This window comes from Mycobacterium sp. 852014-52450_SCH5900713 (assembly GCF_001667075.1).
Classification (GTDB): Bacteria; Actinomycetota; Actinomycetes; order Mycobacteriales; family Mycobacteriaceae; genus Mycobacterium.
The window spans coordinates 181,107-198,466 of record NZ_LZIL01000035.1 but is presented as its reverse complement, the minus strand read 5'-3'; the positions used below and the strand labels follow the sequence as shown (position 1 = coordinate 198,466).

Sequence of the window (17,360 nt, the reverse complement as noted above, 5' to 3'; positions counted from 1 at the left end):
ACCACGCCCGGGCCAGCATCCGCCGTGCCAATCACCACCGTCGTCCCGGGCAGTTCGCGGGTCGTCGGCTGCCTCGGGCGTGATTCGTGATCAGCGCATCGCCAACTAGAAACCGCCATCGCCTCATTCGCTCGCCGAAGTCAGGCCGGCCGAGCTTAACGCCGTGAGTACTTGCTAATCAGCTCCTGTTTGTACAACTTCCCGGCGTCGCTGCGCGGCAACCGTGGTTCGAAGTACAGCGATCGCGGACACTTGTAACGAGCCAGCCGACTTCGGAGCCACTCGGTCAACTCGTCGGCGAACTGTGGTGTGGCCCGCGTCGGATCGACTAGTTGAACTACCGCCACGACCGACTGCCCCATCACCTCGTCCGGTACGCCGAACACCGCGGCGTCGACAACCAGCGGATGGCACACCAGCACATCCTCGGTTTCCTGCGGATAGATGTTGACGCCTCCCGAGATGATCATGTGATGACGACGGTCAGTGAGGTACAGGTAGCCGTCGTCGTCCAGGTAACCAACGTCGCCCACGGTCACCCAGCCCTTTGAATTGCGGGCCGCAGCGGTCTTCTCTGCATCGTTGAGGTATTCGAACGGATAGCCGCCTTCGTAATAGATGTCGCCGACCTGCCCCTCTGCGACCTCGTTGCCGTTCTCGTCGAGGATGTGCGGCACTCCCAGCATTGGCTTGCCAACCGAACCGGGGTGGCGGAGCCAGTCTTCGGCGCGGATGAATGAGATTCCCGCGCCTTCTGAGGACCCGTAGTACTCATCGACGATCGGACCCCACCAATCGATCATCTGCCGCTTGATCTCGGGTGGACACGGCGCGGCGGCATGGACCACACGCTGAAGGGTCGACAGGTCGAACCGCATTCGCGTCGCCCTGGGGAGCCGGAGCATCCTGACGAACATCGTCGGGACGAACTGCGCATGGGTGACGCCGTACCGCTCGATGCAGTCCAGCGCGCCCTCGGCGTCGAACGTTTCCATCATGACCGTGGTTGCGCCAGCGGCCTGGGCAGCCATCGTCCACATCGCCGGTGCGGTGTGATACGTCGGTGCCGGACTCATGTACACGGAATCGCTTGTCACCCCGAGCGCTTCGAAGACGGGCGTCGAAAGACTCGATCGAACAGAGCTGGCGGGCTTCAATGGGCGCCGGATTCCCTTTGGGCGTCCGGTACTTCCGGCTGAGTACTGGAGAAGCTGCCCATCGCATTCATCTCCAATGGGCGCCGCTGGCATGGCGGCCACGCAGTCCGGATAGCGTCGCCACCCTTCTAGTTCACCGTCGGCGATAAGCGCCACGGATGGCAATCCACGCGGGAGTGATTCCGACAGCTGTTGGCACACAGCGCGCATCGCCACTGACGAAATGATCGCCTTCGCGCCGCTGTCGCCCACAACGAAGGAAATTTCGGCAGCGCGCAGTTGCGTATTGATCAGCGTGTAGTACAGACCGCTTCTCCTCGCAGCCCACATCACGGCGTGTATGTGTTCGTTGTTCTCCATCACGACGGCGATCGTGTCCCCTGCCGCGAGACCTTGTCGGCGCAAATAATGGGCCAGCCGATTTGCGCTGACCTCGAGTTCGCCGAACCGCACCGTCACCCCAGACGGGTGAAGTATCACAGCGCGTTTCGTGGACGCGGCGTGATCGCGCAGGTCTATGCGGGCGTCGCTTGAGCGCACGTCATTCGCTCCCCAGCTGCCAGGACGAGTCCCAGCGATCTATCGTCGCCACCTCCGATAGCGGCTTGCGGCGCACGGTGTGGTGTCGGCCGCGCGGCCAGCCCACCGTCAGCAGTGACGCGATCTTCCAGTCGTCAGGAATTCCGACCATCGAGCGCAGCTCGTCCTCGCAGGACCCGTGCCACAGTGTGATCGCCGCGCCAAGTCCTTGCGCGCGGGCGGCCAGGAGGAAGTTCTGCACAGCAGGAAAGATTGAGCCCCCCTGCTGTAGTTCGGTGGTTCCTCGCTGCGGCTGGACACAGAACAGCACCAGCACGGGCGCCGCGCCACCAACTCTCATGTGTTCGGCCATTGTTCGCAGTACGCGCGATTTGGGGTCGTCAGCGTCGTGATCGTCAATCGAGATCGAATAAAACTCGGTCATCACGTCCCACGTCTTGTGGGCCCCGGCCGTGACCACGTCACGCAAGCTCTGCGATCGCAGCACGACAAACTTCCACGGCTGCTGATTGCCTCCCGACGGAGCCCAGCTCGCCGCGCGTAGACATGTGTCGATCAGCTCGTCGGAGACGGGCTCGTCGCGATAGCGCCGTACGGTCGACGCGGTGTGCATGACCTCCCACAGGTCCGCCGATGTCCGCGGGACCGCGTGCTCGCTCACGGCTTCGCCGCCGCGGGCAGCACGCCTCGCCAAGTCCCGCCGCGGACCGGGCCGGTAATAACCGGTAGATCCAGCGTCGACAAGAGACCCGGTGGGGCTGCGATGACCGCCGGAATCGCATTGAGTTCCCGCATCACCGTCGCATACGTCAAACCCCGCATATTGTTTCCCCGTCCGTGCATCTCAATGTCGACCGTGTACGTGGGTAGACCATCGACGATGACGCGGTAACCACCGTGCGGCGACGGATGCCGCGGCCACTCGGGAGCCGACCCTTCGCCCATGCGGGTGATGTGCTCGAGCACCACCCGCTCCTCACCGTCGACCTTTCCTGCGAGCTTGAACCGCATTCCGCCCATCGTCCCCGGCTCAACCCAGCCCGATGCGACTTCGTAACGCTCTGTCGCCAACCACTTTTCGATGGTTGTGTCGACGCGATCGAGCGGCAAGCCGACGCCATCGGCAACTAAATGTACGATCGGCGCCCACAACGCGGCCAGGCGCGCGGTGTCGAACAGCGGCGCCGGATGGTCTGGCGGGTGGCCGAATCCCATGAAGTCGAACATGATTTCTGGTTGGTCGATGGGGCCGTAGTCGAGTATCTCGAGCATGGTGATGGTGTCGACGCGGCTGCTGAATCCCGTCATGGTCAACGCCATGACATCGTTGGCCCAGCCGGGATCCACGCCACTGTTGAAGAAACTCGTGCCGCCGTCCGCGCACGCCGCCGAAATGAGATCGACTGTCTGCTTGTCAGCGGCGGGCGGATAACACAGCGGCACCAGCGAGGTACATACGACGTTCTTCCCGGCGCGCAGGCAACGCGCGATGTCCTGGGCTGCGTCGTGATACCGGTAGTCCCCCGACGCGAAGTAGGCGACCACGTCGGCGTCAAGAGCCAGTGCGGCATCGATGTCGCGGGTCGCGATGACGCCCGTCACGGGCATCCCGCACAGATCGCCCGCATCCTTGGCGTCCTTGGCCTCGGCGTGCACGACCACGCCGACGAGGTCCAATCCCGGATGCGCGATCACCGCGCGTAACGCGCCGATCCCCACTTGACCGGGACCCCACAGAATCACCCGCGGCTTAGCTTGGCAGTCCGTCATGCGCGCCCTTCCCGGTTGGCCCCGCCCAACCTGTGAGAACATACCTTCTCAGATATTGATAACACCATTGCCGCATGCCAAGAACCATGGAGGAGACCATGCAGGATTACGAGTTCTTGAAGTGGGAGACGTTCGACGATGGCCAGATCGTCCGAATCTCGTTGAACCGTCCGGAGCAGCGCAACGCGCAAAACCGCGGCATGTTGGTCGAACTCGACGCGGCCTTCTCGCGCGCTGAGGCTGACGACAACGTCCGCGTCGTCATCCTCGCCGGCGAGGGGCCCATGTTCTCCTCTGGCCATGACATCGGCTCCAAGCAGGCCCGTGCCGAGTTCACTCCTGGACCGGGCCAGCACCCGACAGCGGCTATCAACGGCGGGACCCGGGAGGGCGCGGAGAAGATCATGCTGCAGGAGTGGCATTACTTCTTCCAGAACAACCTGCGCTGGCGAAACCTGCGCAAGATCACGATCGCGCAGGTCCACGGAGACGTGTTCTCTGCGGGACTGATGCTGATCTGGGCGTGCGATTTGATCGTGGGAAGTGAAGAGGTGCGCTTCGCGGATGTCGTCGGTACCCGGCTCGGTATGTGCGGCATGGAGTACTTCGGCCACCCCTGGGAGTTCGGCCCCCGCCGTACCAAGGAACTGATGCTGACCGGCGATGCGATCGACATCGAGGAGGCTTACCGACTTGGCATGGTCAGCAAGATCTTCAAAAGAGAGGAGCTATCCGACCGCACACTCGAAATGGCCCGGCGCATCGCCACGGTGCCGACGATGGCCGCTCTGCTCATCAAGGAGTCGGTCAATCAGTCCGTGGACAACATGGGCTTTTACAACGCCCTGCAGTCCTGCTTCTCCCTGCACCAGCTGAACCACTCGCACTGGGTCGGCGTACGGGATGACAAGCGTGCCGTCGCCGGCGAGGAGCAGGGGGTGCCGGATTGGCGAACCGCTCCCCCGATTGTCCTGTCGGTCAAAGACCGAGTCCGAGCCGAGGCGAAATAGCCGGTTCAGTTCACCACGGCTCCGTAGCGGGCGTTGGCGACGCGGTCGAGGGCGACGGCCGATTCGCCGTACACCATCGCCCAACCCCGGACCCGGCGGTAGTACAGCTGGATGTCACCTTCCATGCTGAATCCGTATCCCCCATGGATATGCAGGCTGCGCTGTGTCGCGTCGCGGGCAGTCTCGTATGCGAATGCGAATGCCATAGCTGCCAGCTCGGTTACGCGCCCCGGCTCGTCGGTGAACGCGCACGCCGCCTCGCGCGCCAGCAACAGCGCACCATCGGCCGCAGTGGCACTGTCCGCCAACGGATGAGACACCGCCTGAAAGGATCCGATGGGGTTCCCGAATGCGCGTCGTTGCTTGGCGTACTGCACACCCAGTTCGACGGCCTTCTTCGCCGCGCCGGCGAGCGCCGAAGCGGTCAGGGCGAGCCACAGATCAAGTGCATCGGAGAACATCCGCCGTGCAGCGACTCCCTCGGCAAGAACGACGACGTCGTCCTCGACCGTGATATCGGCCAGGGGAAGCGACCCGATGTTCTGCACGAGTCGACGGTTCTCCCCGAGCGCCAACGCGATCAGACGCTCGCCCACAAGCGCCACCACCCTGTCCGCGACGGCCCCGGCGGGTGCGAGGCCCAGTAGGTGGTCCCGTGCGACGCGCGGCGCAAAGCTGACCAGCTTGTCACCCGCGATCGCTTCAGCCAGCAGATCAGCGCCGGTATCACCTGATCTGGCGAGCAGCCTGGCTGCGACTTGGGTCTCGATGACCGGGGCGGAGGCGACCGCCCGACCGTACTGCTCAGCGATCAAGGCCAATTCGAGTTCGGATGCACCCCACCCGTCGGCGGCTTCGCCGACGGCCATCTGCACAGCACCAGTCTCTAGCAGTGCTTTCCACAACCGGGAATCGAAACCCAAGGGCTCCGCGGCCCGGACGCGCTCAGACGTCGACTCGCGCGCATACATCGCGGCAAACGAGTCGACGAGCTGGCGCTGTTCGCCGGAAAGGCTCAAGTCCACGCTCAGGTCCCGTCACGTGCGGATATCGTTACTCTCACAAATGAGAGTAGCATTATCGCCGCGGGCCGCCCCTGCCCACTGTGAGACAGATTGGTTCTGATCCATGCACTTTCAGCTCGACACCAACACCGAGGCATACCGCGACGGAGTTCGCGGCTACCTTGCGAAAGTGATGACACCCGAGTCAGAGGAGCGGATCTACCGCAGCGGCGTTTCACATGACGACGATTTCGCCAAGGGGCTGGTAGACGAAGGTTATTTCGCCCCGAGCTGGCCGACCGAATTCGGCGGCCAGAACCGCGATGCGTGGGACGAGCAGGTCCTCCGAGAAGAACTCATGCGAGCGGAAGCACCCATGTACCTGTCGGAGACCACTCGAATGGTGGCGTCGATCATCCGCGAAGTTGGTACACCGCAGATGAAGGACCGCATTCTCGGCGGTGCTATGAAGGGCGATATCACGATTGCACTTGGGTTCACCGAACCCGAATGCGGCTCGGATGTCGCGGCGGCGACGACAAAGGCCGTGCGCGAGGGCGACGAATGGGTCATCAACGGCTCCAAGATGTTCACCACAAACGGCCACATCGCCGACTACCTGTTCCTGCTGGCACGCACGAGTCCCGACAAGCCCAAGCACAAGGGACTCACCATGTTCCTCGTCCCGCGCAACTCCGAGGGATTCGAAGCTCAAGCAGTATGGACACTTTCGGGCGAACGCACGAACATCACGTTCTACAGCGACGTCCGAGTTTCAGACGAGTGGCGGGTCGGCGATGTCGACGCCGGCTGGCAGGTGATGGGGCTGTCGCTGCAGGATGAGCACGCATCCGGGTGGGGTCCGCATCTTTCTCGGCTGCTGCAGCACGTCGAGCAGTGGGCCGCGACCACTGAAGCTGACGACGGTAGGCTTCAGCTCGCCAAGACCGATGTGCGGCGTCGAATCGCGAGGGTGGCAATGGAAGACGAAGTTTCGCGGCTCCTCCTGCGTCGGTGCGTCTGGATGACCGAGACCGACCAGACCCCGATAGCAGAGGGACCGATGTCCAAAGTGTTCAGCACCGAAGCACTGGTGCGCGCCAGCCAGGACATCATGGAGCTGGTGGGGCCGGACGCGGCGCGGAGCTACTTCGAGCCGACGGCCCCGGAGCGAGGCCGGTTCGAATACCTCATGCGGTTCGCGTTGGGCACCACAATCTATGCGGGCACAAGCGAGGTGCAGCGCTCTATCATCGCCCAGCGCGGACTGGGCCTACCCCGTTAGCTTCCGAGGCTTGCGGGCCGTGCTTCGCTTCGCCGCGGTCTTAGCGGCCACGGTCTTCGGCTTGGCGGAATCTGCCGGGGGTGTGAGGGCTTGCTTGCACCAGGCCCATAACTGGTCCTCGGCAAGCTCGGCGCCCTTGACCCCCAGGTGGAACACTCCTATTTGGGCGAGTGCAATGAGCGTCGAGTTCAGCAGCGTGGTCAACTGCGCTGGTGTCAAGTCTTTTCGGATCAGTCCGGCACGCGAGCATGCGGTGAGGATCTTCGTGAGCAGCTTCTGGTGCGGTTCCCAGATCTTCGCGAAGTCGGCAGGCCGCTCAATCTCCAGGCTAAGGTTGTAGATCGTCATCACCCGGCCGCCGATCGCCTCGGACGACTCCGCCCGGGACAGGAATCCGCGACAGAACGCCTCGAGTTGTTCCATCGGGCCATCTGCCATGTCAACCTCATGGCGGATCGCTTCGATGAATTGACTCGTGGCGTTCTCGTAAAGCGCGAGCAGGAGTTCTTCCTTGCCGGCGAAGTGTTGGTAGAACGCACGCAGGCTCAGATTGGAGCGATCGATCAAAGTCTGGATGGTGAAATCGGCGCGCCCAGACTCCTCGACCAGCTCCAGCGCAGTGGCAAGGAATCTCGAGCTTCGTGCCAGCGCACGGGCCCGGGCGGCGGAGAGACGCCGCTCTATCGTTCGCTCTTGCCAGCTCGTCGGCATCTCGTCGAGGTGGGCGTCGACGATCTCTAGGCTGGCATCGGTGCCCTGTCCGGGGCGCTTCTTAGCGGTCATGATGGGTTGAGAATACGCGTTACCAGCCAGATTCGCCCAATCTACCTACACCGGCATGTTGATCCGTTCGTTGGAGCGTTGCGGTGCCGGGCTGGTGGAGGTGTGGCCATGCGGTACTGTGGAAACGGCGATTCTCGTCTTTGGCAATCAGGGTTTCGCAGGTGCAGGCCCCAGCCCTCGAAGGAGTCAGCGTTGAGCACAGACATCCGAATTGTCTCGCCAGACGACCATTTGGTTGAGCCTGCCGATCTGTGGACCAGCCGGCTGCCCGAGCGCTATCGCGATATCGGACCGCGGATCGTTCGTACCCGCGGGCGGATGGATCCAACTGTCACATCCGATGTCGCTTTCGTCGAGGACGACGAGGGTCGCGACGCGGATATCTGGCGCTACGAGGATGCGGTGATCCCGATCCCGCTCATCAGCGCGGCGGCCGGCTATGAACTCGACGAGCTCACCACCGACCCGATCACCTATGACGAGATGCGACCGGGTTGCTTTCGTCCGGCTGACCGGCTCGCCGATATGGACATCGCCGGCATCGAGGCTTCGGCATGCTTCCCCAACACGCTGGTCCGCTTCTGCGGCCAACGCTTCCTGTACGGCAAGGACAAGGAGCTCGCCAAGCTCTGCGTCGAGGCTTATAACGACTTTCAGATCGATGAGTGGGGCGGCAGTTCGAACGGTCGGCTGATCCCGCTTGGCATCATTCCCCTGTGGGACGTCGAGCTGGCCGCGAAGGAGGTGGACAGGGTGGCCGCCCGCGGCATGCACGCAGTGTGCTTCTCCGAACTGCCCGCACGTCTGGACCTGCCGTCCATTCACAGCGGCTACTGGGACCCGTTCTTCGCCGCGTGCGAGCGAAACCAGGTGGGCATCATGCTCCACATCGGGTCAAGTTCATCACTGACGAAGTCCTCTCCCGACTCGCCGCACGTCGTCACCAGCGCGCTGATGGCCGTCAACTGCACCATTGCCATGGTGGACTGGCTGTTCTCCGGCAAGCTCAGGCAATTCCCGAATCTCAAGCTGGCGTTCGCCGAGGCGCAAGCGGGCTGGATCCCCTACTACCTGCAGCGCGTCGACGAGGTCTGGGAGGACCGGCGGGCGTGGGGCGGGATCCACCCCCTGCTGACCGAACCACCGAGCACTCAAGTGCCCGGCCGCGTCTGGTTCTCCACGTTCGGCGATCCGGTCGCCTTCCGCATCCTCGACCTAGTCGGTGAGGACCAGCTCATGTTCGAGACGGACTACCCGCACAACGACACCAACTGGCCGCATAGCATGGACGTCGCCAATAAGGCGACGGAGGGTCTGGACGAGGAGACCAAGCGAAAGGTGCTTTCCACCAACGCCAAAACATTTTTCGGCATGGTGTAAGCACTCTGTAATTGTTGCGCTACAGTGCCTTCCAGTCCGGCTGACGCTTCTCTAGGAAGGCACGCGGCCCCTCGATTGCGTCCTTCGTCAGGGCCACCTTCATTCGGTAGTTCTCGGCGAGCAGCTCGGCTTCATAGATGGGCAGTGTCAACCCCTTGCGCACGGCCATGCGCGAACCTCGCACCGCCAGGGGCGCATTCGAATTCACGATGTTGGCGATCTCCCACGCCCGATCCATGAGCTTGTCGTGGGCCACCACTTCGGTGAAGACTCCCAAGTCGTACGCCCGCCGCGCGTCGAGTTGCTCGTGCTTGCCCATCAAGATCAGCCGCATCGCCACCGGCAGCGGCAGGATCCGGGCGAGCCTGACTCCTTCGCGTCCGGAGCTCACGCCGATGCTGACATGAGGATCCATCAACGTCGCACGCTCGGACGCGATCGTGATGTCGGCGGTGGTAACCAAGTCCATCCCTGCGCCACAGGCGATGCCGTTTACCGCACAGATGATCGGTTTGGTCATCTGAAGCCAGGGTGGCGTCGCCTCCTGCGGCGCATCCCACTGCCGCATCGAGCTGAGGATGGGCTCCCCCTGGTTGTCGATCCCCGCTGCGTTCTCCATGTCGTGGTCGGCAGCCTTGTTGACGTCAGCCCCAACGCACAGCGCGCGGCCGGCGCCGGTGATGATGACCGTCCAGATCTCCTGGGAGCGTTCGATTTCGGCGTACACCTCGGCGAGCTCCGCGATCATCTCGTCGTTGATGGCGTTGAGTACCTCGGGTCGGTTAAGCGTCACGCACGCCGTGTGACCCCGCCGCTCGAATTCAAGGGTGTCGTAATCCGTCACCTGCTGTGGCTCTCTTTCTCCAAAGCCGTTGCGGCGCTGGGACGAAATCCGAATATCTCGTTGAATCTCTCACAGTAGCGCGGCCAGACATCGGGATTCAGCAGCCTGGGCGGCATCCCGCCCGCGAAGATCGCTTGCCATTGGGTCGCTGTGGCGACGGCGATGTCATGGGCGGCTTCCACGGTGATGCCTGCAACGTGGGGTGTGGCGATGACATTGTCGAGGCCTAGCAACGGATTGTCCGGGCGCGGCGGCTCTTCATGGAAGACATCAAGGGCCGCCCCTGCAATGCCTCCGGTGACCAGGGCGTCATACAGCGCGGCTTCGTCGTGAACGGCGCCGCGGGCGGTGGTGATGAAGAACGCGGAGGACTTCATCGCGGCGAACTGTTCGGATCTGAACAAGCCGCGTGTCTCTGCCGTGAGCGGGCAGGTGACCTGAACGAAGTCGGAGCGCTCGACCAGTTCGCCGAGCTCCACCAGGGTCACACCCCGCTGCTGAGCGGTCGCTTCGTCGACATAGGGATCGTGGACCAGGATCTCCATCCCGAAGGGCGCGCACAACTCCACCAGGCGCCCGCCGATGGCGCCCAGACCGACCACCCCGAGCGTCTTTCCCAGCAGCTGACTGCCCCGCAAGGCCAGGCGGTCGCCGAGCGGTCCGCTGCGTAGCGCACGGTCGGCGACGGTGATCTTCTTGGCAAGATCGAGCATGAAGCCGAGCGCGTGCTCGGCGACGGCCTCTGCGCCGGGCCCGGAGTTGTTGCACACCGCGATTCCGGCCCGGGTGCACGCCTCGACGTCGATCACGTCATAGCCGGCGCCCGCCGAGCAGACGGCCAGCAGCTGCTCGCAGCGTTCGACCAGAGCAGGCCCCACCAACCACTGTTCACCTTCGGGAACGGACGCCACATCGGTGCGCGTGGCGACCTGATATCCCTGGGCGGATTCCATTGTTGCCCAATTGTCTTCGGTTGAGGCCGTCAGGTCGAGTTTGATGACGTCAATGTCGCCCGCCTCGAGGATGTCCCCGGCGACGGGGTCGGTCCATCGCTCGTAGACGAGCTTCGCAGTTGGTCTTTCGCTCATTGCTTGAGCTTGGGCTTCGCCTGTGCCGCCTTGAACATGTCGGCGAGTTCGGGGTTGACGTTCTTGTAATCGTTGCGCGCGATCGAGCCGTCCCGGCCCGGGACTATGTCATATCCCAGGCGCAGGTCCTTGTTCTCCATATGGAAGTACTCACGGCCGATCGGCAGTCGCCGATCTTCGCGCGGCACCTCCATCCATGCGCGCAAGAAGCAGCGGGCCTTCTTGGGATCGTTGCTGCTGACGAAGTCGGAACGCGAATGGCACATGGCGAAGTTGTTGGCGACGGCCGCCTCGCCCGACTCGAGTCGGAACTCGACCTGCTGCTCGATCAGAATGTTGCGCAGCAGTTCGATCGCCTCGGTCTGTTCGGGGGTGAACTCCCGGCCGAGTGCGTGCATCGCCGGCAGGATGCTGCTGTAGGTGAAGTTGATGCAGATCCTGCCGTCGATCTGCGAGAACACCGGGACGTCGTACGGTGTCACGTCCGGTTGGTCATCGGGCTGCTCGCTGCGCCGGTGGTGCGGAAACCCCTGATAGAGCACTGGAAGCAGGTCGGGTCGCTCCTGGAGAATCCGGTTGTGCGCGGCCGGACCGCTCGCGAACTGGCTTTCACCGCCCGCGGCCGCCGGGTAGACGCACAGAAGCGACAGGATATCGGCGGCGTCGTTGTGCATGGCCAGCTCCGCACGTGACTTGGTGCCCCGGGCCGGCTGCACACCGTTCGGCAGCACCTCCTCCTGGACCCGAACCATTCGGTGCCCAAACGAGTTGTTGGACACCAGGTAGCCGAGATGGGTACAGAACGCCCAGTAGATGCGCTCGAGGTCCTCGATCGAGTGTTGTTCGACCGGAAATCCGCGCACGCACGCCAGGCCTTTACCGAACATCAGATCCCGGTATAGCCGCGCCAAATCGTCGTCAAGATCGGGGTGGCGGGCATCCTCGGGGGTAATGTCGTCGCGGTCCTTTTTCGACGTCTTGGCCAAGATCGATTCCAAGGCAGCGACATTGCGGGCCGATAGGTCGAAAGCGAAATCATCCTTGCTCGAGAAGTCGTCGCCAGTCCAGGACATCGGGTCGGCAACTTGCTCGGTGTAGATCGCGGTGGGCATCCGTCCTCCTGTTGTGGTGGCGAGGCTTTCGGCTATCGGCGTTGTCCTTGGTTACTACCTGCGGGGCGGCTGTCGAGCTCTCGCAACGCGCGTGCGCGGGCCGTCGCCGCGTCGGTCATCATCCCGATGTCCGTACCGGCCGAAATGAAACGCAGACCAAGATCTGTGAAGCGTTTCAGCAGGTCAACGGACTTGATGCCGGCTATTCCCAGCGCCACGCCGCGTGCACGACAAGCCGCCGCGACCGATTCTACTGCATGGCGGAAATGGGCATTCTCATAGTCGCCATGGATGCCCATTTCAGCCGTCAGATCGCTCGGACCGAGAAGTATCATGTCGATACCCTCAACAGCGGCGATCGCGTCTGCGGCGTCCACCGCTTTCGGCGTCTCGATCATGACCGCGACCACCGTACGACGCTCGAGTACATCGGTGAGTTCGGCCGGTGACCTCGGTTGGTAGCCGCTGACTGCGTTCGGCCCGGAGATGGAGCGGTGTCCGATGGGAGGAAACCGAGCCGCATCGACGATGGCTGCCGCTTCATCGCTCGAATTAACGTGCGGCACAATGATTCCGATTGCGCCATTGTCGATGACGCGAGCGATGACACTCGGATCGTGAGACGGCACCCGGACCAGCCCCGAGATGCCTGCTCCCAATGCGCTGGCGCAAAGCATCGCCGCCGTCTCCAGCGACGTGGAGGTGTGCTCGAGGTCGACGTAGACCGCGTCGTATCCGCATGCTGCCGCGATCGCCGGAACATCGGGGGTTCGCGCGTTCAGCAGCGCCAGGCAAAGTACCAGTCCGTCGCCCCGTAACGCCTCCCGCAGTGGTTCCCGCACACGCTCACGGTAGCCCACTGAGAACGTTCATTCCATCATGTCGTTAATGGCATTATCAATGTGGTAACCATTACGTATGTCAGCAAAGCGGGTCGCTATCGTGGGCGCCGGCCTGTCGGATTGTGGACGGGCGCCCGACAAGACCGCGATGGCGTTGATGGCTCAATCCTCGCGCCGCGCCATCGCCGACGCCGGTTTGACGAAAGACGACATCGACGGCTTCGGCGGCCATGGGACTTTGCTGCCGCCCGTCGAGGTGAGCGAGTACCTTGGCCTGCGGCCGTCCTGGGTCGACGCGACCAACGTAGGCGGATCGTCCTGGGAGGTAATGGCGGGGCACGCCGCCGATGCCATTGCCACCGGCGCGATCGACGTGGCACTGCTGACGTACGGATCAACGGCGCGCTCCGACGTGAAACGTCGCCTACGAGCATCAGCGGCGGCAATGAGCAGCGGCGGCGCCATGCAGTACGAGGCTCCGTACGGGGCCACCCTTATCGCAAAGTACGCGATGGCCGCCAGGCGACACATGATCGAATACGGCACCACCGCAGAACAATTAGCCGAAGTCGCGGTCGCGGCCCACGAGTGGGCAGCGATGAACGACGATGCTTTCGAGCGCGACCGGATAACGGCCGACGATGTCGCCGCAGCACCGATGCTGGCCGATCCCTTCACCTCCAAGCACGTGTGTCTGCGCACCGACGGTGGCGGCGCTGTCGTGCTGGCGAGCGAGCGGGTGGCGAAGGATTGCGCCAAGGAGCCCGTCTGGATTCTCGGAGCCGCCGACGCGACATCACATGTCAGCATGAGCGAGTGGGCCGACTTCACCACGTCGGCCGCCGCGTTGTCTGGCCCACGTGCGTTCGCGCAAGCCGGCGTCGACCCAGCCGACATCGACGTGTGTCAGCTTTATGACTCGTTCACCTCCACCGTGCTACTCACGGTGGAGGACTTGGGCTTCTGCGCCAAGGGCGACGGCGGACAGTTCATCGCATCGGGTGCGCTGCGTCCGGGTGGGGCGTTACCGACCAACACCGACGGCGGCGGTCTGGCCTCCTGCCACCCGGGTATGCGGGGAATGTTCCTCATGGTCGAAGCGACTCGACAGCTTCGCGGGGAATGCGGGCCCAGACAGGTTGACCACGCGCGTCTGGCATGCGTGCATGCGATGGGCGGATTCTTCACCCACAGCGCCACGATGATCCTCGGGAGGCAATGATGGACGTGCCGGTGGCCGCGAACCGGCCCACCATCGACTGCGACAGCCAACCCTGGTGGCAGGCCATCCAGGATCGCCGACTGATGATCAACGCCTGTTCGGGGTGTGGCCGGAACTCGTTGTACGTACGTCCGTTCTGCCCGCACTGCTGGAGCGAGGACGTCGCGCTGGCACCGGCGTCCGGGCGGGCACGGCTCTACACGTGGACCGTGGTGCACCAGAATGCGGCACCCTTCGATACGCACACGCCGTACGTGGTGGCAATGGTGGATCTCACCGAGGGGCCCCGGCTGATGACGGTCCTCGAAGACTGCCCGGCCGAAAGCCTCTGCGCCGATATGGAACTCACCATCGCCTTTCGCGATGACGGTGACGGCTTCATTGTCCCGGTCTTCCGGCCGGTCGCAGCAGGTGTTGGAAAGGAATAGGGATGAACAAAGAAGACATGATCCTGATCAGTGTCGACGACCATATCGTTGAGCCGCCCGACATGTTCAAAAACCATCTGCCCCAGAAGTACCTGGACGAGGCGCCGCGGTTGGTACACAACCCCGATGGTTCAGACACCTGGCGATTCCGCGACGTGGTGATCCCAAACGTGGCGCTCAACGCGGTGGCGGGCAGGCCGAAGGAGGAATACGGGATCGAGCCGCAGGGTCTCGATGAGATTCGGCCCGGCTGCTGGCAGGTCGACGAGCGCATCAAAGATATGAATGCCGGCGGTATTCTCGGCTCGATCTGCTTCCCGTCGTTCCCCGGGTTCGCCGGCCGACTGTTCGTCACCGAGGATCCTGAATTCAGCCTGGCCCTCCTCCAGGGGTATAACGACTGGCACGTCGAGGAGTGGTGCGCGGCCTACCCGGCCCGATTCATTCCGATGACGCTGCCGGTGATTTGGGATGCCGAACTGTGCGCCAGGGAGATCCGCCGCAATGCCGAACGCGGTGTGCACGCATTGACGTTCACGGAAAACCCGGCGGCCATGGGATATCCGAGCTTTCACGACGACTACTGGACACCGATGTGGGAAGCATTGGTCGACACCGACACCGTGATGAACGTCCATATCGGGTCATCCGGCAAGTTGGCGATCACCGCCCCGGACGCGCCGATGGATGTGATGATCACGTTGCAGCCGATGAACATCGTGCAGGCCGCGGCGGATCTGTTGTGGTCCAAGCCGATCAAGAAGTACAAGGACCTCAAGATCGCGCTGTCGGAGGGCGGGACGGGCTGGATTCCCTACTTTCTCGAGCGTGCCGACCGCACCTACGAGATGCACTCCACCTGGACCGGTCAGGACTTCGGTAAGCAGAAGCCGTCCGAGGTCTTTCGCGATCACTTCCTGACCTGTTTCATCTCCGACCACACCGGAGTGGCGCTGCGCAACGAGATCGGGATCGACAACATCTGCTGGGAAGCCGATTACCCGCACAGCGACAGCATGTGGCCCGGCGCCCCCGAACAGCTGCACGAGGTGCTGCAGCGCAACAACGTGCCCGACGACGAGGTCAACAAGATGACCTACCAGAACGCGATGCGCTGGTATCACTGGGATCCGTTCACCTCTCACATCGCTAGGGAACAGGCCACCGTGGGCGCCCTGCGGAAGTCCGCCGAAGGGCACGACGTCTCCATCCGGGCGCTGTCCAAGCACGACCACGGCAAGGGGTCTGACTGGCAGGCTCACTTGAGCAAGCTGACCATGAACACGACTGGCAAATCAGACGGCTGACGCTCAACCAGTTTCGGCGAGGCGGTCTGCAAGCACCCGCGTCCGCCCCGCCGAGCGCGCAGCGAGCGTGTTGCGCTGGACCTTGCCGCTGGCATTGACCGGCAGCGGCTCGTTCCAGAACACCAGTTCCTCGGGCAACTTGTACTTGGGCAGTCCCGCCGAGATCAGCGCGTCGGTGACCTTCGCGAGCGACATGTCGACGTCGGCGTCGAGCACCATGGCGACGGCGAGTCGCTCGCCGGTCGTGGCGTCAGCCACCGAGTATGCCGCGCACTCGCGGACCCCGGCGATCCGGGCGACGGCCTCCTCCACCTCGACAGCCGCGATCTTCAGACCGTTGCGAATGATGATGTCCTTCAGGCGCCCGACGATGCGCACCCGGCCTTCGGAGATTTCGGCCACGTCGCCGGTACGGAACCAGTCGCCATCGAACGCCCGCGCGTCGTCGTCGGCGTCGGTGTACCCGAGGAACGTGTGCGGGCCCCGAATGCAGCACTCGGTCGGATCCCCCGGGGATCCAATCCTCACCTCGACGTCTTGCAGCGCGACACCGTCGTCGGCGTGACGCACGCCCGCAGTCTCCGACCGCAGACCAGAGGTGCTCACTGGCACTTCGGACGAACCGTAGGCGCGCATCACAATGATCCCGAAATCGTCTTCGATGCGCGTGACGATCCGCCGATCCAGCACTGTCCCGCCCAAATAAACCGCTTGCAGCGGCACGTCCAGCCCGCGCGTCACCGACTCGTCGAGCAGCCGGTCCAGCAAGCGATCGGGTCCGCCGTACCACGTCGCGCCCGACGAGACCAGCAGCTCGCAGGTTTCGGCGGCATCCCAGTTGTCCTCGAGGATGACGGGCGCGCAGAGCATCGGCGCGATGATTAACGCCTGCAGCGCTCCGGTCACCGACGCGAGCGGACTGATGAGAAAGATCCGGTCGGCCGGGCCGAGTCCGGCCGCCGCGATGTAATTTGACGACGCCTTCATCAGCGTGCTCTGCGAGTGGATGACCCCCTTGGGCGCCGAGGTGGTTCCCGACGTGTAGAGCACCAGGCAGGGCTCGTCGGCCGCACGCCGGGATGCGTACGCAGTCTGCGGTGTGCAATCGGCGTCCAAAGAGATCCAGGCCAATTGCGCGGACATCCCCTTCCGCGGGGCCGCAGGCCAATTCGGCGCGACACCGAACTGCGCTCCCGTGCGCGCGATGATGTCGGCCACCTGCGCCTCGCCGGCGCTACGAGCGACCAGCAGGACGACGGCGTCGAGGCGCAACGTCGCATGGACGGCAACCACTGAATCCACGTCGTTACCCACGACCACAACGGTCGGTGTCGACGCTCCGACGCCCGAAGCCGCCAAAGCGCCACAGGCCGCATCGATGCGCGCGTCGAGTTCGGCATAGCTGAGCTCCGCCCCCCGGGCGCGCAGAGCCAGCTTCTCCGGATGTCGTGCCGCGGCGGCACGAACGACGTCGGCGGGCTGGTCCGACCAGAACCCCGCCTCGCGGTATCGGTCCCGCAATGCCACGGCTCGCCGCTGCGCACACTGCAGCAGCGCGGGCGCGCCGCTCATGGATGTCCTCCGATGC

16 protein-coding genes are annotated in these 17,360 nt (G+C 63.7%); 6 read left to right on the top strand and 10 right to left on the bottom strand.

Translation table 11 applies throughout. From position 1 onward, the window contains the following. Window positions 1-155: 155 nt before the first annotated feature. Genes fadD4 through A5773_RS10400 form a run of 3 tightly spaced genes read right to left on the bottom strand, consistent with a single transcriptional unit; the run spans window position 156 to window position 3,440 of the window. On the bottom strand, window positions 156-1,676 hold the full coding sequence (fadD4, locus tag A5773_RS10410) for a fatty-acid--CoA ligase FadD4 (protein WP_067790845.1): 1,521 nt from the start codon (window positions 1,674-1,676) through the stop codon (window positions 156-158). A 22-nt stretch (window positions 1,677-1,698) separates the two neighbouring features. Then, entirely contained in the window at window positions 1,699-2,310 is a 612-nt protein-coding gene (locus tag A5773_RS10405; RefSeq protein WP_067790843.1) for a nitroreductase family protein, read from the bottom strand. A gap of 44 nt (window positions 2,311-2,354) precedes the next feature. Further along, complete coding sequence (locus A5773_RS10400) at window positions 2,355-3,440, bottom strand: dihydrodipicolinate reductase (RefSeq protein WP_082948169.1); 1,086 nt, start codon at window positions 3,438-3,440, stop codon at window positions 2,355-2,357. A gap of 125 nt (window positions 3,441-3,565) precedes the next feature. Here A5773_RS10400 and A5773_RS10395 point away from each other — a divergent pair, with 125 nt between their 5' ends. Next, window positions 3,566-4,477 carry an enoyl-CoA hydratase gene (locus tag A5773_RS10395; RefSeq protein WP_067261158.1) on the top strand — a complete coding sequence of 304 codons (912 nt, stop codon included), beginning with the start codon at window positions 3,566-3,568 and terminating at the stop codon, window positions 4,475-4,477. A gap of 5 nt (window positions 4,478-4,482) precedes the next feature. Here A5773_RS10395 and A5773_RS10390 read toward each other — a convergent pair whose 3' ends face one another. Further along, window positions 4,483-5,502, bottom strand: a complete 1,020-nt coding sequence (locus A5773_RS10390) for an acyl-CoA dehydrogenase family protein (protein ID WP_066958488.1) — start codon at window positions 5,500-5,502, stop codon at window positions 4,483-4,485. Between the two features lie 103 nt (window positions 5,503-5,605). Between A5773_RS10390 and A5773_RS10385 the strand changes: the two genes are divergently transcribed. Beyond that, on the top strand, window positions 5,606-6,766 hold the full coding sequence (locus A5773_RS10385) for an acyl-CoA dehydrogenase family protein (protein WP_066958490.1): 1,161 nt from the start codon (window positions 5,606-5,608) through the stop codon (window positions 6,764-6,766). Here A5773_RS10385 and A5773_RS10380 read toward each other — a convergent pair. Further along, on the bottom strand, window positions 6,755-7,549 hold the full coding sequence (locus A5773_RS10380) for a TetR/AcrR family transcriptional regulator (RefSeq protein ID WP_066958492.1): 795 nt from the start codon (window positions 7,547-7,549) through the stop codon (window positions 6,755-6,757). The two genes, A5773_RS10385 and A5773_RS10380, sit on opposite strands and share 12 nt — an antisense overlap. Before the next feature lie 192 nt (window positions 7,550-7,741). On the opposite strand from A5773_RS10380, the gene A5773_RS10375 reads away from it, so the two are divergent. Beyond that, entirely contained in the window at window positions 7,742-8,929 is a 1,188-nt protein-coding gene (locus tag A5773_RS10375; protein ID WP_066958494.1) for an amidohydrolase family protein, read from the top strand. A gap of 19 nt (window positions 8,930-8,948) precedes the next feature. On the opposite strand, the gene A5773_RS10370 is transcribed toward A5773_RS10375, so the two are convergent. The 4 genes from A5773_RS10370 to A5773_RS10355 are packed head-to-tail and all read right to left on the bottom strand — an operon-like array spanning window position 8,949 to window position 12,815. After that, the gene (locus A5773_RS10370; protein WP_066958496.1) at window positions 8,949-9,773 is read right to left on the bottom strand and encodes an enoyl-CoA hydratase/isomerase family protein; all 825 of its coding nucleotides are present in this window, start codon (window positions 9,771-9,773) and stop codon (window positions 8,949-8,951) included. Continuing rightward, the gene (locus A5773_RS10365; RefSeq protein WP_066958497.1) at window positions 9,770-10,861 is read right to left on the bottom strand and encodes a hydroxyacid dehydrogenase; all 1,092 of its coding nucleotides are present in this window, start codon (window positions 10,859-10,861) and stop codon (window positions 9,770-9,772) included. Before A5773_RS10365 ends, A5773_RS10370 begins: the two co-directional genes overlap by 4 nt. Continuing rightward, on the bottom strand, window positions 10,858-11,973 hold the full coding sequence (locus tag A5773_RS10360; RefSeq protein WP_066958500.1) for a TauD/TfdA family dioxygenase: 1,116 nt from the start codon (window positions 11,971-11,973) through the stop codon (window positions 10,858-10,860). The genes A5773_RS10365 and A5773_RS10360 overlap by 4 nt, the downstream gene beginning before the upstream one ends. A gap of 32 nt (window positions 11,974-12,005) precedes the next feature. Beyond that, window positions 12,006-12,815: an HpcH/HpaI aldolase/citrate lyase family protein gene (locus A5773_RS10355; RefSeq protein WP_156659809.1), complete on the bottom strand. Its 810-nt coding sequence runs from the start codon at window positions 12,813-12,815 to the stop codon at window positions 12,006-12,008. A 76-nt stretch (window positions 12,816-12,891) separates the two neighbouring features. On the opposite strand from A5773_RS10355, the gene A5773_RS10350 reads away from it, so the two are divergent. From A5773_RS10350 to A5773_RS10340, 3 genes are read left to right on the top strand one after another with little or no spacing between them, the layout of a single operon-like run. Continuing rightward, complete coding sequence (locus tag A5773_RS10350; protein ID WP_066958503.1) at window positions 12,892-14,037, top strand: acetyl-CoA acetyltransferase; 1,146 nt, start codon at window positions 12,892-12,894, stop codon at window positions 14,035-14,037. Further along, on the top strand, window positions 14,037-14,465 hold the full coding sequence (locus tag A5773_RS10345) for a Zn-ribbon domain-containing OB-fold protein (protein ID WP_066958506.1): 429 nt from the start codon (window positions 14,037-14,039) through the stop codon (window positions 14,463-14,465). The genes A5773_RS10350 and A5773_RS10345 overlap by 1 nt, the downstream gene beginning before the upstream one ends. A 2-nt stretch (window positions 14,466-14,467) precedes the next feature. After that, the gene (locus A5773_RS10340; RefSeq protein WP_066958507.1) at window positions 14,468-15,772 is read left to right on the top strand and encodes an amidohydrolase family protein; all 1,305 of its coding nucleotides are present in this window, start codon (window positions 14,468-14,470) and stop codon (window positions 15,770-15,772) included. Window positions 15,773-15,775: 3 nt separating this feature from the next. Here A5773_RS10340 and A5773_RS10335 read toward each other — a convergent pair whose 3' ends face one another. Next, window positions 15,776-17,344, bottom strand: coding sequence for a class I adenylate-forming enzyme family protein (locus A5773_RS10335; RefSeq protein WP_066958509.1), 1,569 nt, complete (start codon window positions 17,342-17,344; stop codon window positions 15,776-15,778). Between the last annotated feature and the right edge of the window lie 16 nt (window positions 17,345-17,360).